The sequence below is a fragment of the Paenibacillus sp. CCS19 genome, from assembly GCF_033239625.1.
Taxonomy (GTDB): Bacteria; Bacillota; Bacilli; order Paenibacillales; family Paenibacillaceae; genus Paenibacillus_T.
Genome location: NZ_BTCK01000016.1, coordinates 101,575 through 124,052, shown reverse-complemented (window position 1 = coordinate 124,052; position 22,478 = coordinate 101,575). Strand labels below are relative to the sequence as shown.

22 protein-coding genes and 1 pseudogene are annotated in these 22,478 nt (G+C 52.1%); 16 read left to right on the top strand and 7 right to left on the bottom strand.

The window, feature by feature from the left end; genetic code table 11:
- The first annotated feature begins 655 nt into the window (after window positions 1-655).
- From SBI19_RS13515 to SBI19_RS13485, 7 genes are all read left to right on the top strand, one after another.
- Window positions 656-2,311, top strand: a complete 1,656-nt coding sequence (locus SBI19_RS13515) for a type 2 periplasmic-binding domain-containing protein (RefSeq protein WP_317968957.1) — start codon at window positions 656-658, stop codon at window positions 2,309-2,311.
- A 304-nt stretch (window positions 2,312-2,615) separates the two neighbouring features.
- A complete protein-coding gene (locus SBI19_RS13510; protein WP_317968968.1) occupies window positions 2,616-3,473 on the top strand; it encodes an ABC transporter permease in 858 nt (285 codons plus the stop codon).
- A 60-nt stretch (window positions 3,474-3,533) separates the two neighbouring features.
- Window positions 3,534-4,397: a carbohydrate ABC transporter permease gene (locus SBI19_RS13505; RefSeq protein ID WP_483312290.1), complete on the top strand. Its 864-nt coding sequence runs from the start codon at window positions 3,534-3,536 to the stop codon at window positions 4,395-4,397.
- 145 nt (window positions 4,398-4,542) lie between these two features.
- Window positions 4,543-5,109, top strand: coding sequence for a hypothetical protein (locus SBI19_RS13500; protein ID WP_317968955.1), 567 nt, complete (start codon window positions 4,543-4,545; stop codon window positions 5,107-5,109).
- 55 nt (window positions 5,110-5,164) lie between these two features.
- On the top strand, window positions 5,165-5,956 hold the full coding sequence (locus SBI19_RS13495) for a Nif3-like dinuclear metal center hexameric protein (protein WP_317968953.1): 792 nt from the start codon (window positions 5,165-5,167) through the stop codon (window positions 5,954-5,956).
- 91 nt (window positions 5,957-6,047) lie between these two features.
- Complete coding sequence (locus SBI19_RS13490; protein ID WP_317968951.1) at window positions 6,048-7,520, top strand: DHA2 family efflux MFS transporter permease subunit; 1,473 nt, start codon at window positions 6,048-6,050, stop codon at window positions 7,518-7,520.
- 206 nt (window positions 7,521-7,726) lie between these two features.
- Entirely contained in the window at window positions 7,727-8,683 is a 957-nt protein-coding gene (locus tag SBI19_RS13485) for an aldo/keto reductase (protein WP_317968949.1), read from the top strand.
- Between the two features lie 130 nt (window positions 8,684-8,813).
- Here SBI19_RS13485 and SBI19_RS13480 read toward each other — a convergent pair whose 3' ends face one another.
- From SBI19_RS13480 to SBI19_RS13470, 3 genes and pseudogenes are all read right to left on the bottom strand, one after another.
- Complete coding sequence (locus SBI19_RS13480) at window positions 8,814-9,188, bottom strand: NUDIX hydrolase (RefSeq protein WP_317968947.1); 375 nt, start codon at window positions 9,186-9,188, stop codon at window positions 8,814-8,816.
- Between the two features lie 67 nt (window positions 9,189-9,255).
- The gene (locus SBI19_RS13475; protein WP_317968964.1) at window positions 9,256-9,537 is read right to left on the bottom strand and encodes an excalibur calcium-binding domain-containing protein; all 282 of its coding nucleotides are present in this window, start codon (window positions 9,535-9,537) and stop codon (window positions 9,256-9,258) included.
- Between the two features lie 72 nt (window positions 9,538-9,609).
- A pseudogene (locus SBI19_RS13470) lies at window positions 9,610-9,984 on the bottom strand (NucA/NucB deoxyribonuclease domain-containing protein); the annotation flags it as partial.
- A 497-nt stretch (window positions 9,985-10,481) separates the two neighbouring features.
- Between SBI19_RS13470 and SBI19_RS13465 the strand changes: the two are divergent.
- The gene (locus SBI19_RS13465) at window positions 10,482-10,718 is read left to right on the top strand and encodes a ribbon-helix-helix domain-containing protein (protein ID WP_317968945.1); all 237 of its coding nucleotides are present in this window, start codon (window positions 10,482-10,484) and stop codon (window positions 10,716-10,718) included.
- A 40-nt stretch (window positions 10,719-10,758) separates the two neighbouring features.
- On the top strand, window positions 10,759-11,916 hold the full coding sequence (gene dnaN / locus SBI19_RS13460) for a DNA polymerase III subunit beta (RefSeq protein WP_317968943.1): 1,158 nt from the start codon (window positions 10,759-10,761) through the stop codon (window positions 11,914-11,916).
- A gap of 109 nt (window positions 11,917-12,025) precedes the next feature.
- Here the strand turns inward: dnaN and SBI19_RS13455 are convergent, their stop codons facing one another.
- Both SBI19_RS13455 and fabV read right to left on the bottom strand, forming a co-directional pair.
- Window positions 12,026-12,232 carry a hypothetical protein gene (locus SBI19_RS13455; RefSeq protein ID WP_317968941.1) on the bottom strand — a complete coding sequence of 69 codons (207 nt, stop codon included), beginning with the start codon at window positions 12,230-12,232 and terminating at the stop codon, window positions 12,026-12,028.
- Between the two features lie 22 nt (window positions 12,233-12,254).
- Entirely contained in the window at window positions 12,255-13,445 is a 1,191-nt protein-coding gene (gene fabV, locus SBI19_RS13450; RefSeq protein WP_317968939.1) for an enoyl-ACP reductase FabV, read from the bottom strand.
- Between the two features lie 273 nt (window positions 13,446-13,718).
- Between fabV and SBI19_RS13445 the strand changes: the two genes are divergently transcribed.
- Entirely contained in the window at window positions 13,719-14,747 is a 1,029-nt protein-coding gene (locus SBI19_RS13445; RefSeq protein WP_317968937.1) for a glycoside hydrolase family 25 protein, read from the top strand.
- A 90-nt stretch (window positions 14,748-14,837) separates the two neighbouring features.
- Here the strand turns inward: SBI19_RS13445 and SBI19_RS13440 are convergent, their stop codons facing one another.
- Window positions 14,838-15,302 (bottom strand): CBS domain-containing protein, encoded by a 465-nt coding sequence (locus SBI19_RS13440; RefSeq protein ID WP_317968935.1) that lies wholly within the window; start codon window positions 15,300-15,302, stop codon window positions 14,838-14,840.
- Window positions 15,303-15,541: 239 nt separating this feature from the next.
- Here SBI19_RS13440 and SBI19_RS13435 point away from each other — a divergent pair, with 239 nt between their 5' ends.
- The 4 genes from SBI19_RS13435 to SBI19_RS13420 all read left to right on the top strand — a co-directional run bounded on the left by SBI19_RS13435 (window position 15,542) and on the right by SBI19_RS13420 (window position 19,827).
- On the top strand, window positions 15,542-16,471 hold the full coding sequence (locus tag SBI19_RS13435; RefSeq protein WP_317968933.1) for a manganese-dependent inorganic pyrophosphatase: 930 nt from the start codon (window positions 15,542-15,544) through the stop codon (window positions 16,469-16,471).
- A 189-nt stretch (window positions 16,472-16,660) separates the two neighbouring features.
- Window positions 16,661-17,461, top strand: coding sequence for a DeoR/GlpR family DNA-binding transcription regulator (locus SBI19_RS13430; RefSeq protein WP_317968931.1), 801 nt, complete (start codon window positions 16,661-16,663; stop codon window positions 17,459-17,461).
- 375 nt (window positions 17,462-17,836) lie between these two features.
- Window positions 17,837-18,646, top strand: coding sequence for an HAD-IIA family hydrolase (locus SBI19_RS13425; RefSeq protein WP_317968929.1), 810 nt, complete (start codon window positions 17,837-17,839; stop codon window positions 18,644-18,646).
- The gene (locus tag SBI19_RS13420; protein WP_317968927.1) at window positions 18,643-19,827 is read left to right on the top strand and encodes a sn-glycerol-1-phosphate dehydrogenase; all 1,185 of its coding nucleotides are present in this window, start codon (window positions 18,643-18,645) and stop codon (window positions 19,825-19,827) included. Before SBI19_RS13425 ends, SBI19_RS13420 begins: the two co-directional genes overlap by 4 nt.
- A 196-nt stretch (window positions 19,828-20,023) precedes the next feature.
- Here SBI19_RS13420 and trpB read toward each other — a convergent pair whose 3' ends face one another.
- A complete protein-coding gene (trpB, locus tag SBI19_RS13415) occupies window positions 20,024-21,190 on the bottom strand; it encodes a tryptophan synthase subunit beta (RefSeq protein ID WP_317968925.1) in 1,167 nt (388 codons plus the stop codon).
- Window positions 21,191-21,423: 233 nt separating this feature from the next.
- On the opposite strand from trpB, the gene SBI19_RS13410 reads away from it, so the two are divergent.
- Both SBI19_RS13410 and SBI19_RS13405 read left to right on the top strand, forming a co-directional pair.
- Complete coding sequence (locus SBI19_RS13410; RefSeq protein WP_317968923.1) at window positions 21,424-21,870, top strand: phage holin family protein; 447 nt, start codon at window positions 21,424-21,426, stop codon at window positions 21,868-21,870.
- Window positions 21,871-22,057: 187 nt separating this feature from the next.
- Window positions 22,058-22,465: a YhjD family protein gene (locus SBI19_RS13405; RefSeq protein WP_317968921.1), complete on the top strand. Its 408-nt coding sequence runs from the start codon at window positions 22,058-22,060 to the stop codon at window positions 22,463-22,465.
- Window positions 22,466-22,478 lie beyond the last annotated feature (13 nt).

The following is a 22,478-nucleotide window of genomic DNA, read 5'->3' as shown; positions in this document are numbered from 1 at the left end:
AAGCGAGGGAATGATTCTGTAGAAGCGATAGCGTTCGCTTTGGACTTTGGATTCCTACTACGTCTGATCTGATTGTTCATGGAATCCGAAGTTCACGGCGATCGAAAGAACATTCCCTCGCGAAGCCCCCCCCCGCACACGACATCCCTCGCGAAGCGACTGCACACGCCATTCCTCGCGAAGCGACTGCATATTCCTGAAGCTAAGCATAGCGCAAGCGGAAGTCCCCCTCAATTTACCACCCCCAAGGAGAATGTTTAGTTGGAGCCGTGTGCCTGAGAGCGAAGCGAGGGAATGATTCTGTAGAAGCGATAGCGTTCGCTTTGGACTTTGGATTCCTACTACGTCTGATCTGATTGTTCATGGAATCCGAAGTTCACGGCGATCGAAAGAACATTCCCTCGCGAAGCGCCCCCCGCACACGACATCCCTCGCGCAGCGACCCTGCACACGACATCCCTCGCGAAGCGACCCCGCACACAATCATTTTCAACCCTACCCAAGCTCCACCTAATCATTCTCCCCTTATCCAATGATTTTCCGAATTGTTCCCCTCTGAAAGCGCTTGCTATGATGAGTGTGTCAAACACGACGACACCGATCAAGACTGCATCACGAATGACACAACTTTATAGAATCAGGGGGAAATGAAGCTATGAAGAAGAAAAAGTGGCTAACGCTTGCACTTGCTACATCTTTGACAGCGCTTGCGCTGACAGGTTGCGGAAGCGACAGCGACAACAACGGTAATGAATCGAGCACGAGCACGGATACGCAAACGAGCACGGACGCACAGAACTCGGCACCGGTTAAACTGACGGCAATCTTTACGAAGCACCCGCTGACCAAAGAGCTTGCGAAGATGGAGTGGCTCACGGAAGCTGCGAAACGAGCGAACGTTGAGATCAAATGGCAAGAGGTAACGGCTGACTGGGGTCAAAAGAAAGCGGCGCTGCTCGCTGGCGGCGACGTACCGGACTTGATCATCGGACCTAACGCGATTACGGACGCTGACTACTCGCAATTCCCTGGTCTGTTTGCAGACTTGACGGATCTGATCGCGAAGGATGCACCGAACGTACAAGCGATGTTCGACGCGAAGCCTGAGACGAAGACGATCTCAACGCAAGCGGACGGCAAAATCTACGGTCTGTCCAAATATCAACGTTTCTGGCCGGCAACGGTTTCCAGACAATATATCAACCAGCAATGGCTGGACAACCTTGGCCTGCAAATGCCAACGAACTGGGACGAGCTTTACAACGTCCTTCTCGCGTTCAAAGAAAAAGACGCGAACGGCGACGGCGATGTGAACGACGAGATTCCAATGGACTTCGCGCCAGTTGGCACGGGCGGCTTCGGCTACTTCCACCCAACCGTACTGCTCGGAAGTCTCGGCATCACGCTGACGGACGGCAGCGGTCAAGGCTACTTCCTGGAAGACGGCAAAGTGAAAAACTTCTTCCTCGACGAGCGCTACAAAACGTTTGTTGAATTCCTCAACAAATGCTTCGCAGCTGGCCTGATCAACAAAGAAGTATTTACGCAGGACTACACCAAATACCAATCGGTTGCACGCGGTACGGGCGACAAAGCGAAAGTCGGCTTCTCGTGGGGCTGGGAAGTAACGGACCGCTTCGGCAACGCGCTGGCACCGCAATACACGGCTATGGCTCCGCTGAAATACTCGGCTGACGACAACACGCAATTGGGCTGGGACTACGACTACAACTCCCTGAACTACGGCGTGAACATGGTATCGATCTCGGCCAAATCGAAGAACAAAGACGCAGCAATGCGCTTCGTGAACGAGCTGTACGATCCGAAAGTAAGTATGCAAGTACTGTTCGGCTCGATCGGACCAAACATCAAAGACAATGGCGATGACACGTACTCCGTGCTTCCGCCGACTGATACGGCAATGGATCCGGGCACTTGGAAATGGACATCGACTTTCGCAGACAACGGTCCAATGTACATCGCAGACTCGCTTAACCTGACGCTTGGTACGGACATGCAATCGGTCGGCAAACAAACGGATCCGCTCATGAGCGTAATCAACGCAATTGACAAGGATAAGGACGTACTGCCAAGCATGTTCATCAAGTACAGCTCGGCTGACAACAACGCGATGAGCCTGAACAATACGAACCTGATGAACCTGGCGATGTCGAAATTCTCGCAATGGGTGACCAAGGGAGGAATTGAGAAGGACTGGGACAGCTATGTGAAGAACGCGCAGAAAACAGGCGTTCAACAGAACATTGAAATTATGCAAAAGTACTACGACGACTACATGGCTAAGAAGTAACAACCAGTGACGAAGATGCTGTGCGCCTGTCACACTGCGGTGCGCAGCATTTTCATTCCAATAAGTCGCAATAGGTTCCCTGCTTACTAAACCAACTACAAATCTATAAGTTTCCGAGTATTTCTCCGGAATGAAACGCCCTGCGCCGACTGTTGACGGCGACAGCCGTTTCACCTTGACAAGGGAGATTGATCGAATGTCTACGCAAACGAAGCTATCGGTCCCGGCGAATCGGGAAGCCGCAATTAAGGCGAGAAAGCCAAGCATTTTCAATACGTTCCGCCGCGACTATCAGCTGTGGATCATGGTCATCCCTGCGATTATCGTTATTTTTATTTTCAACTACATTCCGATGTACGGCATTCAGCTTGCATTCCGTGACTACGACTATACCAAAGGTCTGACGGGCGGGGAGTGGCATGGGCTCTATTATTTCAAGATGTTCATCGACAACTACCTGTTCAAAGACATTATGTGGAATACGATCAAAATCAGCTTGGCGACCATCATTATCGGCTTCCCGGCTCCAATTCTTCTAGCGCTTCTCATTAACCAGATTCGTTGGAAGCGGGCGAAGAAGACGCTGCAGACGACGGTTTACATGCCTCACTTTATTTCCATCGTCGTCATGGTCGGCATGCTGAACGTTATGCTGTCGCCGAATACGGGCATCGTCGGCAATTTGATGAACCATCTCGGCTACGGTGATGTGAACCTGCTCGCAAGCACGAACAGCTTTATTCCGGTTTATGTACTCTCAGACATTTGGCAGCACTGCGGCTGGAACAGCATTATTTATTTGGCTGCCTTGTCCAGTGTGGACCCGCAGCTGTATGACTCGTCCAAGATCGACGGCGCTAACCGTTGGCAGACGATTCGTCACATCGACCTGCCGTCTATCGTACCGACGATGATCATCCTGTTCATTCTGAGCATGGGTAACGTGCTTGGCACAGGATTTGAGAAAATCTTCCTGATGCAGAACACGCTTAACCTGCCGGTATCCGAAGTTATTGCAACTTACGTGTATAAGATTGGTATTCTGTCGAACCAAATCAGCTATTCCTCTGCGATCGGCCTGTTCAATACGCTCATTAACTTCTTCTTCTTGTTCGTTACGAACGCGATTGCTAAGCGAGTATCGAACATTAGCCTATGGTAGAGCGAGAGGGGGTAGCATACGGTGGAAATGATCCGTTATCGTAAAAAAACAGCCAACGACATGATCTTCGATCTAGGCGTCGCTGTGCTGGCTGTATTATCGTTTCTTATTGTCGCATATCCATTGTATTTCATCGTGATCGCTTCAATCAGCGATTCGACGCTCGTTGCGACCGGTAAGGTGCTGTTATTCCCGAAAGGAATCAGCATGTTCGGATTCAAAGAGATTTTCGGAGACTCGCGGATCTGGATCGGTTACCGCAATACGGTCGTATACACTTTGCTTGGTACGTTCGTGAACTTGCTGTTCACGCTGCCTGCCGCGTATGCGTTGTCCAGACCCGAGTTCCGCGCAAGACGGTTTCTCATGTTCGTCTTCGTCATTACGATGTTCTTCAGCGGCGGCTTGATTCCGACCTACCTGCTGATCAAGAGCTTGCACATGACGAATACGATGTGGGTATTCATCTTCCCGTTCTGCGTTAACGTATTCAACCTGATCATTACGCGTACATTCTTCGAAACTTCGCTGCCGAAGGAGCTGTACGAAGCGGCATCGATCGACGGCTGCAGTCACTTCACGTTCTTCCGAACGGTTGCGCTTCCGCTGTCCAAAGCCGTCGTATCGGTCATCGGCTTGTACTACCTCGTAGCGCATTGGAACGACTTCTTCACAGCGCTCGTCTATATTCGAGACAACGAGCTGCAGCCGCTGCAAATTATTTTGCGCGACATTCTGTTGTCCAACCAGGTGTTCGAAGGCGGCGCAGGGGCAGGCGGCGAGTCCGGCGGCTATGCGCAGCAATTCGCTGACCAAGTCAAATACGGCGTCATTCTCGTATCGACGCTGCCCATCCTGATCGTGTACCCGTTCATTCAGAAGTACTTCGAGAAGGGCGTTATGATCGGTTCGGTCAAAGGCTGACCAAACAGCAAACACCTCCAATCTCTGCAATTCATGCGGAATTGGAGGTGTTTTATTGTTTACTTCATAAAGAAAGGGATTAGACTGGTAACGGCTAATACAATAACAATAGCTAGTCCTATACCATGAAGGAGGAATTCATCGAGTGGATGCACTTATTCGACTATACCTCGAGCAGCTGCAATCATCCGATAAGTACATACGCAATGAGGGATACATAGGGTTGTTGGAAGCGGCAGAAGAAACGGTAGACTGGGCTTATGAATGCTGGGATTTGATCAAGAGCGATCTCACGCATTCGGACAATCATCGCAGAACGATTGCCGTACAACTGCTGAGCAAGCTGGCGAAGAGCGATCCGGAGATGCGGATCATGGACGATTTTCCAAGATTGATGGCGGTGACGCGAGACGAGAAATTCGTAACGGCGAGACATAGCCTGCAGTCGCTGTGGCAGATCGGATTAGCAGGACCGCAGCAGCGAGAGATGCTGATTGAAGGATTGGCAGTACGTTACGAGGAATGTATCGAGGAGAAAAATTACACGTTGATCCGATTCGATATCATTCACAGCATGCGGAGGTTGTATGATCGTGTGAAGGAACCGTATATTCGCCAAACCGCTCTTGATCTCATGGAGAAGGAAGCGGATATGAAGTATCGGCGCAAATATGCTGGCGAGTGGAAGAAAGCGGTCAAAGGTCCGTCTTAGTCTAGAGGAGGCGGGCCGCTAACGACTAAGCAAACAAGGGGAAGGGTGCTTACAGTTGGGCATTACAATTCAGAACGTTATCGATTTGATGGTGAAAGGGCCGATTCCGAATACCGTAGACGGGCTGCTTGCAGGCAATCCTGAAGATGAAGCGAAGGCGATTGCGGTCGCCTTTATGCCGTCTCAGTACGTGATCGAAGAAGCGATCGCACGAGGTGCGAATTTGCTCATCACGCATGAGGGACCGCATTACGCCCATCGTGATCCCATGGAAGTGCTGAAGCAGGACTCGGTTTTTGTGGACAAAAATAAAACGATTCGGCAGTCTGGTCTTGCGATCTACCGCAACCATGACAGCGTGCATCGCGTACAGCCGGACCTTATAACAGCCGGTCTGATCGAGCACCTGGATTGGAACAATGATGTCGCAGAAGTACGTGAACATGCCTCGATCGTTGCGCTCCCTGCGGCGAAGACGTTGGCTGAAATCGTGCAGGATGTCAAAGAGAAGCTCGGCATTGAGTACGTTCGTGTTGTTGGCGATCCATCGACTCTTTGTCAGCGAATCGGGTTATCCGTAGGCTATCGAGGCAGTGCTTCGGTTATGCTTCCGCTAACACAGCCGGAGCCGCCGGACCTGTTCATTATTGGAGAAGGGATGGAGTGGGAGATACCTGCGTATGTGACCGACGCGGTACAGCAAGGGAAACGCAGGGCACTTATCGTGCTCGGGCATGCCGAGAGTGAAGTTCCGGGCATGAAGCTGCTTGCGGATCAGCTTAGCTCCGGCCTTGATGGCGTTCCGGTATATTTTATTTGTGAAAAACCGCTTTTCCAGCTGATGTAGCATTGCCAAATTTACCCACATGCGCTACACTTTCAGCATTATCGCTGAGAGGGCGGGTTCTTCTATCATGAAGTCCCGCGGAGGAGGCAGTATGAATACACAAACACCGGATGGGTTTGCGCCCGTCCAATCCATGCGTCAGCTCGTAGGGCCGCTTATCGCTATTATCGTAGGCATCTTTATGGTTATTCTCGATTCAACGGCGATGAACGTTGCGCTTCCCGTATTAAGCGACGACTTCGGCCGCACGCTGCTTGATGTGCAGTGGACGGTGACCGGCTACGCGCTTGCGCAGGCCGCGGTCATTCCGCTTGCGGGCTGGATGTCCGATAAGTTTGGCGCGAAGCAAATTTTCATCATCTCGCTGCTGTTGTTCACGATTGGTTCTGTATTGTGCGCGCAAGCGAACACGCTGGAGCAGTTGATCGTATTCCGCGTGCTTCAAGGGCTTGGCGGCGGTATGGTGCTGCCGATCGCTTTCGCGATGACATTCCGCATGAGTCCGCCCGAGAAGGCGGGCAGCATTATGGGTATGATGGGCTTTCCGATACTGATGGCGCCGGCGCTTGGGCCGATGCTGGCCGGGTATTTGGTCGATTATGTGAATTGGCAGTGGATCTTCCTTATTAATCTGCCGATCGGCATTATCGGTCTTGCGCTTGCATTCTGGCAATTGCCGAAGCTGCCGAAGCAGGCATCGACTTCACTTGATATGCTCGGCATTATTCTAGGTCCATTGGCGTTTGCCGGATTGTCTTATGGACTTAGCGAAGGCGGGGTCAGCTGGTCGTCGGATAAAACGATTATCGGCTTGGCTGGAGGAGCAGTTGCACTCGTATTGTTTATCATCGTAGAGCTTACTCGCAAACAACAGCCGCTTCTCGAGCTGCGCGTATTCCGCTCGGCGTTGTTCACACGCGGCATCGTTGTACAGTGGGTCATGCAATTCACGATGTTCGGAATCATCTTCATGATTCCTTATTTCATGCAGAAGCTCATGGGCATGGACGCGTTTCACGCAGGAATGTGGACGCTGCCGCAGGCGCTCGCCGCTGCAACGTTCATGCCGATCGGCGGACGATTATATGACCGTATCGGAGCTCGTCCGCTGTTATTCGTCGGTTTGCTGCTCGTATCGGCCGGCGCATACCTCATTGCGCAGATCGATTCCGATCAGAGTCCATGGGCGTTCCTTGTCCCGCGTATTCTGCTGGGAGCAGGTTTCGGTATGTCGTTCATTCCGTTGAACACGTATCTGATTCAATCCGCACCGCCAAGTCTGGTCAGCCGAGTGACATCGCTGACGAGCGCAACGCAGCAGGTCATTACGTCTTTCTCCGTTGCAGGCTTGACGACGATCATTGCGAATCGGACAACGAAGCATATCGAAGACGGATTGAAGCCGATACCGGATGCGATGTCTTCTGCGTTCCATGATGCGTATTTGCTTCTGTCGGTGCTTGCGCTTGTTGGGTTCGTGCTTGGACTTACGCTTCGCAAGCCGAAGGTGACGGTATCGGGCGATCAGCAGAACCTAGCGGTTAACGAGTCGATGATGGGTTAAACCAAGTAAGGCTGTATGTCGGTCATCATGCGATGACGGGTGTACAGCCTTATTTTTATCTGCCTATTGAACCTCAATGTCAGGGCAAATGTGCTATGCTTGTGCATATTAGCAAATCTTGCATAAGTTCGATGGTAGATGAGACGGACAGGCCTGTGGATACGATAGGAGACCGGATGAGAGCGACGAATGGGAGGTTACGAAGAATGGAATATCGGCAGTTGGGTGCAACAGATTTGAAGTTGACGCCGATCGGTCTTGGTACATGGCAGTTCAGCGGTGGACAAGGCCTAATCGGCAAGTATTGGTCTACGCTCCCTGATGAGCAGGTCCGTGATATCATTCGAATTTGTTTGGAGGGCGGCATCAATTGGTTCGATACGGCAGAGATTTATGGCAATGGCGAGTCGGAGCGGGTTCTAGCCTCTTCGCTTCAAGCGCTTGCTCCGTTGAGTGACGAAGCACGCATTGCGACCAAATGGTGGCCGATCATGCGAACCGCCGCCAACATTCCGCGTTCGATCGGAGAGCGGCAGAAGGCATTGGCCGGACGAACGATTGATCTGTATCAAGTGCATCAACCGTTCTCGTTTTCTTCGGCTTCAAGCGAGATGAAGCAGATGGCGAAGCTGGCGGAGCAGGGGCTAATCCGCCATATTGGCGTAAGCAATTTCTCGGCGAAGAAGATGAGAGAGGCCGATCGTACACTGCGCGAGCATGGCCTGCGGCTTGCTTCGAATCAGGTCAAGTACAGCCTGCTGGACCGGCAGATTGAGCACAATGGCATTCTGGAAACGGCGAAGGAGCTCGGTGTTGCGATCATCGCTTACAGCCCGCTGAAGCAGGGGCTGCTGAGCGGCAAGTTCCATCGCAGCCCTGAATTGCTGAATGGGATATCGGCTATGCGCCGAATCAACGGTGGATTAAAGCCGGAGGCTGTTGAACGTTCGCGGCCTTTGATGACGCGTATGGATCAGTTGGCAGCGCAGTACGGGGTATCGCCAACTCAAATTGCGCTCAATTGGCTCATTCATGCGAATGGCGATACCGTCTTCGCTATTCCAGGCGCTTCGAAGCCGCATCACGCAGAAGAGCTGGCGGGGTCGATGCGCTTCAAGCTGACGGCTGTTGAGCTGGCTGAGTTGGGGAGCATTAAGGTCTAGGCAGTAACTGGCGATCCGCTGATGCATCACGAACGAATCTTGGAGTTCGTTACGTAGTGAAAGAGGCCGAATTCGAGGTAATAAAGGAGAAGGACATCCCGAAGACGTCCTTCTCCTTTTGTTATGTCTATTAGTCTAGTCCCATAGTCTTTCGGTACAAATTCAGCATCGGCTTCGTTACGGGATCGAATTTGCTCTCATCGGCCAAGCTGATCCATGCTACTTCAATAATGTCTTCATTGTAGGCGCCTGCAAAATCATGCAGCAGCTCGCCGCCCATAATGCGGGCAGCGAAGGTGTACTTGTCGAACTGCTCATGAAGCAGCTGCACAATCTGTACCTCATATCCAGTTTCTTCGCGCAGCTCACGGATGCAGGCTTGTTCCGGCGTTTCGCCTTCTTCAATTCCGCCTCCGGGGAAGTTCCAGACGATGTCGCCGCGTTGAACGAATTGCTTAACCATGAGCACATGTTGATTTTGTATGATGATAGCTTGAGCAATCATAGCATCGCTGCGCCTCACTTTTGTTGTAATTGGATAGTAATCAACTGCTTCGCACGCTTAACGCCTGTTATTCGCAAGCAACGCCATCGCCATCCCGGTCGAGCTTCTTGCTGTATCCGGGGTCATCTTGATGCAGCGGAGCTGCACCTGCTGCACGGACGTCTGTGCAATTGTTGTAGACGACCGTTTTCGATTCGGTAGAGTCTGAAGTGGAAGAAACATTCGATTCTACTGGTTTCGTGGTCTTCGGGCTTGCTTCGTAAGTTGCTTTACTGTCCGCCTTGGTCGTTTCTTCTACAGAACTCGTATTGGATTGAGTTGTTCCCGCACCTGCGGCAGCGTTGGTCACCGCCGAGTTAGATCCTGTGCGAGCGGCCGCATCCAGGTCCGATCCGATCTCATTCGAAGCCTCTGCATCGTCGATAACGATCCATACACGTGTGCCATTCGCATAATCATCGAGCTGTCCGCCGATCCATGAACCGGCTCCGCGATTATCGCTAGGTGTTACATAACGAATGTCAGCGCCTGCGCCGCCTTCGGCGCACATCGCCATCGGCCACTCATCCCGGTCATAACCTCTCTTCGTCGGTATACCGGCTAATGAAGCTTCCCGATGTTTATCCGATGCTGTTCGATCGATGGTACAGATAGCGGATTCGCCCTTTGCAATGGCGTCTTGAATATGATCGGCTGTCTCGGGATACCGGTCAGCCGGGAAAATAAGCTTTACGTCGTATTGATCACTTGATGGTGCTGCTGCAGAATCAACTTTGCCGCCTGAGTCTTGCGACATGGATGGAATGAAACTAATTGCAATAATGGCTATGCCAATCGTCCACATAATGCCAAGAAAGCGGGCCGATCTGCCGAGCCGCCGCCACCTGAAGAGAAGCAGCAGGAACGGGACTAGCAGCCATCCAACGATGCGCCACATGATGGATTCATTCCCTTCGTATGTAAAGGTGCTTTAGTCACTACTATTCTACCACATAACAAATTATCTTTTCCTAAACTATTAGGAAAAGTCAATTTGTTATTGGCGATAAAGCCTACCTCTAAACGCGGTCGCTCATCCATGAATGGCTTCGATAAGGTGATTTCCGTCTGGGCTTATTTGTGTAGCTGGACTCCTATTCGCGTTCGAAGATCATTGGGAGATCCTCAATCATTGGTAACCGATAAGATCGATGACATTTTCCATAAGATTGTAAGTCGTTGCTAGAGATGATATGATGAAAGTAACGAATATTTGATTTAAGTTACTTAATTCATATATCTGAGGTGTATGCAGTGAGCGATGATCCAATCAAAATCGGTGTTTCGAACAAGGAAGGACAGCTTGGGTTCTTATTTACAAGAGGCGGTTTGCGGGAGGGAGCGGGCCGTAAGGGTATCGGCGTGACGAAGAAAGTTTCGCTTACGCTGCCAGACGAATTGTGGGACAAGCTGGAGCGGCATTGTACAGACCACGGTCAATCCCGCTCAGAGGCGATTCGGCACATCCTTGAGACTTTTTATTCCTCGTAGAAACGTTGAATTACCTTTTGAAGAGAGGCGGGAGAGACGGTTGTTAATTCATATTACGAAGGAGCGTCTTATGCACGCTCTTCAGCATGTGCTTAAGGCGGTGTCTGCGAACAACCCGATACCGATTCTGACAGGCATTCATATGGAAGCGACAGCGACCGGGCTAATCCTGACAGGCAGCCATTCGAGCATGTCGATAGACGCTAGAATCGAGCAGGATGGGGCAGCGCTAACGGTGCTTGCGACAGGCAGCATCGTCGTATCGGCGCGGTATTTCTACGAAATCGTGAGAAAGCTCGATGACGGTCTTGTCATTGTGGATGGGATAGAATCGGCGGTAATCGCTGCGATTTCGACCGAGAACACCTCGATTCGTTTGTGCGGCATGGATGCGGCACTCTATCCGAAGGTGAATCGAATCGATGATGACTCCACGATCAATCGGTTTCGTATGACTAGCGGTTTGCTGAAATCAGCGATCAAGCAGGTGGCAGTAGCCGTATCGACTTCCGAAAGCCGTCCCGTTCTAACCGGCGTGTGTATGTCCTATCGAGGTGGAAGCGAGCTGCAGTTCACAACGACGGATGGCATTCGGCTGGCGACCTGCTCCATACCGATCGACAATCACGAAGACAACCTTGAGCCTTCGGATTTCATCGTTCCCGGTCGATGTATGCTTGATATGGCGAGCATGCTAGCTGATCACGAGACTTACATAGAGCTGGAAGCAAGCGCCCAACAAATCGTATTCCGTACGACAGCTTTACATATTCAGATGGCATCGATCGAAGGGGCTTTTCCTTCTGCTAACGCGATTATTCCTCGAACTTATCGTTCCGAGATTACGATTGAGACGGCACAGCTCCTGCTTGCCTTGGAGCGAGCAACGGTGTTGGCAGGAGATCGTATCGTCAGATTAACCGCGAATAGAGAACGGTTGTGCATCGTCTCGCGTTCGGCGGCAATCGGAGATATGAAAGCGTCCGTACCTATCGCAGCAATGAAAGGTGACGAATTCGAGCTGTCCCTTAATGGTAAAATGCTGGTCGACATCGTGCGATGCTTCGACTGTCGCCGCCTAAGACTCTGGTACACGGGTGACCGCAGTCCAATCGTCCTGCAGCCAGCTGGTAAAGAGGGAACTTCTCCAGTGTTGTATCTGCTTACGCCAGTACGTACGCCGGTGCAAGCAGGCTAATCGTTATGGTGATCGGCGGCATCGCAGATCAATTAGCCTATGGACAGATGCTGCAGCGCTTATTGCGTCGAATTGTACGCCAAATAGATTGTAACGGTTGCATTAGTAGCTATTCAGATAGAATCGGTGCTTTCTCATCATAAAATAAGTACATAAGCGCAACAGCAACCGTAAGCAGTCCAAACATCTGTCCTCCGGCCCAATAGACGCGCTCACAACCGTAGCGCGATAAGCTGGATCGAACTGGAACCAGCCCGTACGATCCGAAGCAGCTAACCACAAAGAAGGCACCGCGCGCTCGCGGTGCCTTCTTCATATTGCAACCAACCTCTATATGATTAACGAAGGTTCTGAATGTCTACTTCTGGGTTCGTATCTGCTTCGTAGTCGACGCCGTCTGTCTCGAAGCCGAACAGTTGGAAGAACTCGCGGTGGTAGCCTTTCAGATCGGACAGGTCGTATACGTTCTCCGTCGTCAGATCCGCCCACAGCTGAGCAACCTCAGCTTGTACGTCTTCGCGCATTTCCCAATCGTCCAGGCGAATGCGGCCTTGTGCGTCAACCGGCGCTTCCGCGCCGTTGTACAGGCGGTCGCTGAACAGACGGTACATTTGCTCGATGCAGCCCTCGTGAATGCCTTTTTCCTTCATGACTTTGTACAGTGCGGAGATGTACAGCGGAACGACTGGAATAGCCGAGCTCGATTGCGTAACGAGCGCTTTGTTCACGGAGATGAACGAACGGCCGCCCTTTTCCTTGAGCTTCGCATCCAGACGTTTCGACGTTGCGTCGAGATCGTCCTTCGCTGCGCCGATCGTGCCTTCTTTGTACACGGCGTGCGTAATTTCTGGTCCGATGTAGGAGTAAGCGATCGTCGTAGCGCCGTCAGCCAGTACGCCAGCCTTCTGGAGCTCATCGATCCACATTTCCCAGTCTTCGCCGCCCATTACGGCGATCGTCTGACGACGCTCATCTTCCGTAGCCGGCTCGATCGTTGCGATCGAAACTTCACCGTTGTGGAAGTTGACCGTTTTGTTCGAGTACGTCTCGCCCAGCGGCTTAATGACCGATGCGAACGACTCGCCCGTCTTCGGATGCGTGCGGCGCGGCGATGCAACGCTGTACACAACGAGATCGATTTGGCCAAGCTCCGTGCGGATCAGATCGATCGTCTTCGCTTTGATCTCGTCGGAGAATGCGTCGCCGACGATGCTGAACGATTTGCGTCCAGCTGCAGCGGCTGCTTCTTCGAATGCCGCCGAGTTGTACCAGCCAGCCGTAGCCGTACGAGCGCCCTCTGCCCCTTTGTCAAAATACACGCCGACCGTATTCGCGCCTGCGCCGAACGATGCGACGATGCGCGACGCGAGGCCATAGCCCGTCGAAGCGCCGACTACGAGTACGTTGCGAGGACCGCTGATGGCAGGCTTCGACGTTACGTAGTCGATCTGGCGTTGAACTTGTCCAGCGCAGCCTTGCGGGTGCGCGGTCGTGCAAATAAATCCACGGGATTTTGGTTGAATAATCATATATTCGTTCCTTTCTGTATGCAGCCTAATTTGGAATCTAAAATTTGCTTTCATAGCATCTCCTTCCTATTTTATATGAAAACAGCCTCTAAGCGAAAGTGTACAGCCCAAAAATGTTCAAATCCTTGCATGTCCTTGCACGGAGGCCGCAACATCGGAGGGAGGTCCTACATATAATGAACGGATTGTCTGAAGAAGCATATGTTTACGAAGTAAGCAATTTGCTTGCAAGGAGTAGGGCGTGCGAAGACAGCAAAGGAGGGATGAGTCGACATGCAGCCAAGACGAGATGGCAATGCACAGGGGATCGATGTCTCTCATTATCAAGGGAAGATCGACTGGGCGAAGGTGAAAGCGGACGACATTTCTTTTGCTTTTCTGAAAGCGAGTCAAGGGCAGACGTTTCGCGACTCCATGTTCGCAACGAACGCAGCGGGAGCGCGCAAAGCAGGCGTGCTCGTTGGCGCCTATCATTATATGGATGCGGCATCGACGGATGCAGCCAAGAAGGAAGCCGCTAACTTCGCCGCAGCTATCGCAGATGCCGGTGGGATACAAGCATTCCGGCTTCCGCCGGCTATGGACTACGAGGAGATACAAGACGGCATGAGTACGTCGGACGTGCATGCTGTGGCGATGGCATTCCTAACAGAGATCGAACGGCTGACAGGCGTTCGTCCAATTATTTATACGTATATCGGATTTGCTTCTAATTTTGACGCCTCGTTTAGTGCGTATGATGTCTGGATGGCAAGATACTCGACTTCACCGCCAGCTGATACGCTTGCTTGGAAAAGGTGGACGTTTCTTCAATACAGCGATGGTACGGTCGGCGATGAACGGCCGGGTGGCGGCAGAAAGGTCGCTGGCATTGACGGACCGGTTGATTTGAATGAGTACGATGGCACCTTAGAGGAGCTTGAAGATGCTTATCGCCATGACGGCGATGGTGGGGACGACAACGGTGACAGCGGCAATGGAGATGAAGGGGGAGAAGGAATGACAGACGCTGAGAAGCAGCAAATGGAGGATTTGGCGAATCGGGTGGCCGCGCTGGAGAAACGTGTGAACATGTCGGGCAATCAGACGCCGCCGGCTTGGGCGAATGATGCGATCGTCGCAGCTAAGAAGGCGGGTTATATTACGACGTCCAATGACAAAGGGCATGCGGAATTGGTCATGATTCAAATGCTGTACAATGCAGGGCTGTGCAACGAGGATCTGGTCGCTTTCTTCCGGAGCTTCAGCGCCGAGACGAAGGCGGCAATTGACGCTCTTGTGGATGGTCAAGTTAAAGGCTGAGTGGCTGCGATTGGTCTGATTTGTACGTATCTCAATACGGCGGACCTGCGAGAGCAAGAGACAGGTTCGCCTTTTCGCATAACAGCTAACTCACTCTACAATGGGGCAGAGCCGTTCATCGAACACAATAACGCCGTTTGATTGACCTGCACTCGTCACGACGACATATCGGTGCTTGGGCCGCATCGGAAGACGGATCAACTGCTCCTTAAGCTGTGCCAGCGTACATTGGGCATCGACGATGAAAGGTTCGTTCATTAAACGAGTGATCGGCAGTTCATTCATCGTATGCCAGTCTCCGCTCGTAATTTGCAGGAAGAACCGATCGCGCATAATAAGACCTATTGGGCGATCCTTGGCATCGCACACAACTGCACAAGGGGAAGCCGCGTAGCTGTTCAGCAATTGGGTCGTTTGCTTACAGTTCCAGCGCTCATTCAGACGAGGGACGGGACGAGCCAAATCACCTGCATACATATGGGCGCCATGAGACGCATTCGACGACGGACGGTTAGATCGACGCTGCGGAAGCTTCGGTTCAAATGACTTTATCATCGATGTCATCCTTTGCACATGAAGTACGATGTACCGAACGGTACTCGTTTACCATTAGCCTATATCGATCGTATTAAATCCGATGCCGATTCGCGTTAAGCGAATGTAAAAGGCCGAAAATAACGCTCGAAAATTCATCGATTCCATAAATGAAAATAATCCGGTAAGTATGCTATTATAAAGGACGAGTCTTTTTATTTCCTATCGAATAGGGATAGATGAAGGAGCGAAATGAAATCATGGCAAAAGTTCTTGTGTTCGGCCATAAAAATCCAGATACGGATACGATCTGCTCGGCAATCGCATACGCGGAGCTGAAGAAGCAAATCGGCGTAGACGCAGAGGCGATCCGCCTTGGCGAAGTAAACGGTGAAACGCAATACGCGCTTAACTATTTCGGCATCGAAGCGCCGCGTCTGGTTGAAGCGGTAGCGGCAGAAGCGAAAGAAGTTATTCTCGTTGACCATAACGAGCGCCAACAAAGCGCTAACGACATCGCGGACGTTCGCGTTCTCGAAGTTATCGACCACCACCGTATCGCAAACTTCGAAACGAGCGATCCGCTCTACTATCGCGCTGAGCCAGTAGGCTGCACGGCGACGATCCTGAACAAAATCTACAAAGAAAAAGGCATCCAAATCAGCAAAGAAATCGCAGGCCTGATGCTGTCCGCTATCATCTCCGATTCCCTGCTGTTCAAATCGCCGACTTGCACGCAAGAAGACGTAGACGCAGCTCGCGAGCTGGCAGCTATCGCTGGCGTAGACGCTGACGTATACGGCCTTGCAATGCTCAAAGCCGGCGCTGACCTGAGCGACAAAACGGTAGCTCAGCTGATCTCCATCGACTCCAAAGAGTTCACGATGGGCAGCGCGAAAGTTGAAATCGCACAAGTTAATGCAGTAGACACGAACGATGTTCTGTCCCGTCAAGCCGAAGTAGAAGCTGGCCTGAACGCGATCATCGAAGAGAAAGGTCTTGATCTCTTCCTGTTCGTAGTAACGGACATTCTGACGAACGACTCCGTAGCCATCGCGCTCGGCCGTTCCGCGAACATCGTTGAACAAGCTTACAACGTAACGCTGTCGAACAACACGGCAGTACTCAAAGGCGTTGTATCTCGCAAGAAACAAATCGTGCCTATCCTCACGGACACGTTCAACAAATAATCCAGTCTCTCACGAGCCCTTGCCGTATTCATACGGCAAGGGCTTTTTTGAGTTATGCCAATTACGGCTACGGAGTCTACCTTATTGGTGTGCTAAATCGTCTTTGTCATTTACTGTTGTTTGTTATTGATTTTCGTTATAATGATCGGTAGTTAATGAGAAGCAACGAAATGACAGGAGGAATGAGCCATGTTCGCAGCCCATCGTCGGGAACAAATATTACAGCTGCTGCAGCAGCATAAACAGGTCATTGTGAAGGAGTTGGCTCGCCAGCTTCATGTGTCGGAAGGCACGCTTCGTACCGATTTGCGCCAACTGGAAGAGGAGGGATTGCTGGAGCGAACGCACGGCGGAGCAGTGCCGGTACGGACGAAGAAGCCGTCTTCGTCCGTACAGGATATGCGGGTCACATCCCGCAGCGAGCTGAACGCCGAGCTTAAGCAGGCGATCGGCAGGAAGGCGGCCGAGCTCGTTCATCAAGGGCAATGCATTCTGCTCGATGCAAGCTCGACTGTACTGGAGCTTGCCAAGTCGCTTGTCGATTGCGATTATTTGACGGTTGTGACCAATGGCGTTGAAGCCGCGCTGACACTCAATCGCAACCCGCGCATCAACGTTATACTAATCGGCGGCGTGCTGCGTCCAGGCTCCGGCTCTGTTGAAGGGGTGCTCGGCCGTACGATCCTTGAGGAGATTCACGCCGACCTATTCTTCACCTCGTCGCTTGGCTTTACGGTGGAAGAGGGAATGACAGATTTCAGCCTGTATGAGGCAGAGCTGAAGAAGCTGATGGCCGCCAACGCTTCGCGCATCGTCGCACTGCTCGATCATACGAAGCTGGGCCGCCGTTCGATCGCGACGAGCGTACAGACGCGAGCCGTTCATTCGCTTATTACGGATGAAGGAGCCGATGCGAATTACTTGCGGAGCATAACCGGAATTGAAGTGCATATTGCAAATACTGCTGATTATCGTCATTTGATGGAATAGTGATCGTCGATTAACGAAATTTAATCAATTAAACGTTGATAACTATCTGTCGAACGAAGAACGGATGAAAACAACAATAAAAGTAAACAATCGTTGACATTCGAATAGTACGGGACGGACAATAGAGAGGCAAGTATCGCCATCTAACGGCGATCTTTAGGTGTACTTATTATTCTGTCTAAATTTATGACTACCCTTCACGCACAACAAGTAAGCTGTGACCCGATAGGGTCGCGCGATTCCTACCGTACTGTTACTAATTTGCGCCTCTTTCCATTCCACGTTTTCCCTTTCGGGGTCCAGGGGTTGGAAACCCTGGGGTCCTCCCATAGCAGGGAGGATTCAGGTGGTAGAATTCTTAAAGGATGTGCATCCATGATTGCGACGACTTTGGACGGATTCGTAATCGATTTGGACGGAACGGTGTTTCGTGGAGATCAAATCATTGAAGGCGCGCCGGAGGCGATCGCTGCACTTCGCGCAGCGGGCAAGCGGCTCGTCTTCTTAAGCAATCGCGGCAATATTTCACGTGCGATGTGTCAGGAGCGGCTCAGCCGATACGGCATAGCGGCTGAATTGGAAGAGATCGTGCTGTCATCAACCGTTACTGCTCGTTATTTGCGGAAGCATGCGCCTGATTGCCAGGTATGGACGCTCGGGGATCCCGGTTTGCGGGAAGAACTGGAATCGTTCGACATCGTGCATGCCGAGCAGCCGGAGGATGCGAATTGGCTCGTCATTACGCTGCACGAGACGTTGACTTATCGGGATTTGAATGATGCTTTCCGTGCTGTACGCCATGGTGCAAGAATCATTGCAACGAATGCGGATCGATCGTTCCCGGGCCTAACAGGTGAACAGATTGATGTGGCCGGTATGATTGGCGCGATTACGGCATCGACAGGGGCGGAGGTTGAACTCGTCGTCGGGAAGCCGTCGTCATTAATGGCGGAGGCGGCGCTGTCGACGCTTGGGTTGTCCGCGAATCAATGTCTCGTAATCGGCGACAGCATGGAATCGGATATTGGGCTTGGCAAGCGTGCCGGCATGAAGACAGCGCTTGTACTGACGGGGTCGACGGAGGCCGCAGCTGCTGGATTGTGGCCGGCGCGGCCGGATTGGATTTGGCCTTCTATTGCAGAGTTGGTCAGTATGGCAAGGGATAAAGGAGAGGGAACGGTATGAGTCAAGTGTTGAACAATTTGAAGGAAGCAGCGCCGTGGCTGGATGATGCTGCACTGCGTGCAATTGCGATTGATCCGATCGTAATCGAGTCGGGTGCGCTAAGACGGGTGGCGCCTTATTTGTACGACCGCGGTTTTAAGCGTGTGCTGATCGCAGCAGACTATAACACACACGCGGCAGCGGGTACGCAGCTGTGGCCTCGAATTGCCGACGCGGGCATATCGGTCCAGACGACGCTTATTAAGCCGGATGCACAAGGCGACGTTATCGCTGACGAGGCATCGCTTATTCAACTGATGATGGATATTCGCCAGACCCGCGCTGAAGTTGTCGTAGCGGTCGGCTCGGGTACGATCCACGATATTTCGCGTTATTCGGCTTACTTGTCCGGCATTCCGTTCGTTTCGGTGCCGACAGCGCCATCGGTGGACGGCTTTAACTCCAAGGGCGCGCCGCTCATTATTCGCGGCGAGAAGAAGACGTTCGCAGCGATTGCGCCTGACGCGATATTCGCTGACTTGGATGTGCTGTGCGAAGCGCCGACTGCGATGGCGGCAGCGGGTTTCGGTGATATGCTGGGCAAATATACATCGCTGTTCGATTGGACATATGGCGCAGCTGCAGCCGAAGAGCCATATGACAAGGCTGTTGCTGCCATTACGGCGCAAGCGCTGCGCAAATGCGTCGATCATGCAGAGTCGATTGGCCGCCGCGAGCCGGCAGGCATTCGTGCATTGACCGAGGCGCTGATCGAATCCGGTCTCGCGATGCTGTTGTTCGGGCAATCGCATCCCGCATCGGGGGCGGAGCACCATTTGTCCCATTATTGGGAAATGGAGTTTCTGCGGCAAGGCCGCCGTGCGCTGCTGCATGGTGCCAAGGTTGGCGTAGCTTGCGCTGCGATCTCGGCGTATTATCGCCAAGTAACAGCCGAGCAGCCAGAGCTGCTCGCCGCGGATCCGCAGCTGGAGCAAGCGCTCGCAGCTGTTCCAACGGCCGAGGAGCTGAAGCGGCTGCTTGCGACTGTCGGCGGTCCGACAACGCCGCAGGAGCTCGGTATCGATGAAGAGCTGCTGCAGCGCAGCCTGCGAGAGGCGCATCTGATCCGTGCGAATCGCAGCACGCTGCTGCGCGCTTATAATGAAGCGCCTGCGACTGCGCCGACAGCCGCAGTAGGTTAATAGATATACAGAAGCGGTTGAACGGGAGCAGTCCTGTTCAACCGCTTTTTTTCATTCATAGGATCGTATAGCAATGGATTAGAGGCTCAAGGGTTCAAGACCGTTACAATATAAAAAAGGCTGCCACTTCCGTCAGTATCGTACTGACATCAGTAGGCAGCCTTATTCATGACCTTTTAAGCTGCTGCCGGCCCGATTAACCGTTCAGCATACGGAATACTTGCTCTACGTCCTTATCGCCGCGGCCGGACAGGTTCACGATTATGATGCTGTCCTTGCTCATCGTCGGTGCAAGCTTCTTCGCATGGGCAACGGCATGCGCGCTCTCGAGCGCCGGGATAATGCCCTCTGTGCGGGACAGCTCTTGGAATGCGGCGAGCACTTCTTCGTTCGTAACCGTTACATATTGTGCACGGCCGATTTCTTGCAGATAGCTGTGTTCAGGTCCGATACCTGGGTAGTCAAGACCTGCAGCGATCGAATAGGTCGGCTTCGGATTGCCTTCTTCATCGAGCAGTACGAGACATTTGAATCCGTGAATGACGGCAGGCACGCCTTGCGTCATCGTTGGAGCCTGATCCGGCTCGACGCCGATCAGTTTAACCGATGGTTCGTCGATATAGTGAGCGAAGGAACCGATCGCGTTGCTGCCGCCGCCGGCGCATGCGATGACCGCATCTGGCAGACGTCCTTCTTTCTCTACGATTTGACGCTTCGACTCTTCGCTGATGATCGATTGGAAATGCTTAACCATCGAAGGGTACGGATGCGGGCCTACTGCCGAACCTAGCAGATAGAACGTTGTTTTGTAGTTCATAACGAGATCGTTGAGCGCTTCGTCGACAGCGTCTTTCAGTCGGCCTTGGCCTTTATCGACTGCGACGACCTTCGCGCCGAGCAGCTCCATGCGGAACACGTTAAGCGCTTGGCGGCGAGTATCTTCAGCGCCCATATAGATGATGCACTCCATGCCGAACATGGCGCAGGCGGTCGCTGTTGCAACGCCGTGTTGGCCAGCGCCGGTTTCAGCGATGACGCGTTTGGCGCCCATTCGCTTCGCCAGCAGAATTTGCCCGACTACGTTGTTGATTTTGTGAGAGCCGGTGTGGTTCAAATCTTCGCGCTTCAGGTAAACCTTCGCGCCTCCCCATTGCTCGGTCAAATGCTCAGCGTACGTCAGCGGGTTTTCCCGTCCGACATACTCTTTCAAGTAGTAGCGAAGTTCCTCGTTGAATGCTGGATCTTCCTTGAATGTATTGAACTGCTCTGCTAGATAATCCAGCACTTCTTGCAGCTCTGGCGGCACGAAGCTTCCGCCGAATTGGCCGAAGTAGCCTACTGCCGTTTGTTGCTCTGCCGTCAATGAAACCGCCTCCAATAGATGTCGTAGTGAACGAGCAATTCGCTCTCTACTCTATCCTACCACAAAAAAGTACAAGCAGCAGGAATATCAAGGAAGCAGCTATATTTTGGGTGAACGGCTGGGACAACCTTATAGCTCCATGCATATATATAGTATATATTCCCGATGCTGTGTCGACTGCTGGCTCTTGTAGAAGCGTCTGATGCAAGTAATCATGAAGGAGGGGGGGGAATATGCCGCTTGCCTGGCTTTGCTCGATGGCAGCAGTAGTTGGTACTGCATTCACTTACGCGTTCGGCGCGTGGCCGCAATCACTCAACGTGCTGCTTATTGCGATGGGGATCGATTATTTGACAGGTGTCGCCGCTGCGATGAAAGAAAAGAAAGGTCTGAACAGTCATATTGGTTCATGGGGCCTTACTCGCAAAGGGTTGACGCTGCTAATTGTGCTGCTCGCGCATCAAATAGATTTGCTGCTTCATCTTGACGGCGTTACGATGTCCGGCGCGATTTACTTTTATCTTGCCAACGAGCTGATCTCAATTACGGAGAACTACGGCAGAATTGGCCTGCCGCTTCCTGATAGCCTGAAACAATTAATTACGGTGTTGAAAGACAAAGGGAAGAACAAAGACAATGATAAAGATAATGATGATCCATCCGATCCTCGCTCCTTATGAAGACGATGATCATTGGAATGAATGATCATGCCAAATGAATAAATGGGATACTTAGGTCCGCTTGCATAAGCGGGCTGTTTGTCGTTATAATAAGAACAGGTGTTCTGTTTTGGTATTGCAGCATAAGCCTCCTCAATAGGGGCTGTGTCATGGATTCTCCGGAATGTTCGAAAGGGGTTGCCGATCAATGGCGGTAACGAACGAGATAGCTATAGCTGCTTCTGCAGCAAGGCGGTCAGCGCCTCCGCCGATACAGAGCGAAGCGGAGCAGGGGATGGTGAAGCAGTACATGCTGCTTGGCATCGTCATGCGCATATTGGATCATGACATTCGTGTTGTCGCAAGCTCAGGCATGAAGCTGCCCAGGCTGTACGAATCGATGCTGCGAGCCGTCCAGGATCGTGTACTGCTCGATCTAGCGGCGCTGCGCAGACAGTTCCGCGACGCTGGCATTAAGGTGTATGAGGAAAGCCAGCAGAAGGACGGACTCGTTGCCAAGTACGTGTGCCGCGGCTATCATCATCAATTTGCAATGGTGTGGGGATTCGTGAAGGCGGAATCGGAACGGCTGATGAAAACGTATTTACGCACCTGAATCGTTCATACAT

Bases quoted from the DNA above. Each gene is read 5' to 3' on its own strand.
- SBI19_RS13515 (WP_317968957.1), top strand. From the start codon at position 656: ATGAAGAAGAAAAAGTGGCTAACGCTTGCACTTGCTACATCTTTGACA.
- SBI19_RS13510 (WP_317968968.1), top strand. From the start codon at position 2,616: ATGGTCATCCCTGCGATTATCGTTATTTTTATTTTCAACTACATTCCG.
- SBI19_RS13505 (WP_483312290.1), top strand. From the start codon at position 3,534: ATGATCTTCGATCTAGGCGTCGCTGTGCTGGCTGTATTATCGTTTCTT.
- SBI19_RS13490 (WP_317968951.1), top strand. From the start codon at position 6,048: ATGAATACACAAACACCGGATGGGTTTGCGCCCGTCCAATCCATGCGT.
- SBI19_RS13485 (WP_317968949.1), top strand. From the start codon at position 7,727: ATGGAATATCGGCAGTTGGGTGCAACAGATTTGAAGTTGACGCCGATC.
- SBI19_RS13480 (WP_317968947.1), bottom strand. From the start codon at position 9,188: ATGATTGCTCAAGCTATCATCATACAAAATCAACATGTGCTCATGGTT.
- SBI19_RS13455 (WP_317968941.1), bottom strand. From the start codon at position 12,232: ATGAAGAAGGCACCGCGAGCGCGCGGTGCCTTCTTTGTGGTTAGCTGC.
- fabV (WP_317968939.1), bottom strand. From the start codon at position 13,445: ATGATTATTCAACCAAAATCCCGTGGATTTATTTGCACGACCGCGCAC.
- SBI19_RS13445 (WP_317968937.1), top strand. From the start codon at position 13,719: ATGCAGCCAAGACGAGATGGCAATGCACAGGGGATCGATGTCTCTCAT.
- SBI19_RS13440 (WP_317968935.1), bottom strand. From the start codon at position 15,302: ATGATAAAGTCATTTGAACCGAAGCTTCCGCAGCGTCGATCTAACCGT.
- SBI19_RS13435 (WP_317968933.1), top strand. From the start codon at position 15,542: ATGGCAAAAGTTCTTGTGTTCGGCCATAAAAATCCAGATACGGATACG.
- SBI19_RS13430 (WP_317968931.1), top strand. From the start codon at position 16,661: ATGTTCGCAGCCCATCGTCGGGAACAAATATTACAGCTGCTGCAGCAG.
- SBI19_RS13425 (WP_317968929.1), top strand. From the start codon at position 17,837: ATGATTGCGACGACTTTGGACGGATTCGTAATCGATTTGGACGGAACG.
- SBI19_RS13420 (WP_317968927.1), top strand. From the start codon at position 18,643: ATGAGTCAAGTGTTGAACAATTTGAAGGAAGCAGCGCCGTGGCTGGAT.
- SBI19_RS13410 (WP_317968923.1), top strand. From the start codon at position 21,424: ATGCCGCTTGCCTGGCTTTGCTCGATGGCAGCAGTAGTTGGTACTGCA.
- SBI19_RS13405 (WP_317968921.1), top strand. From the start codon at position 22,058: ATGGCGGTAACGAACGAGATAGCTATAGCTGCTTCTGCAGCAAGGCGG.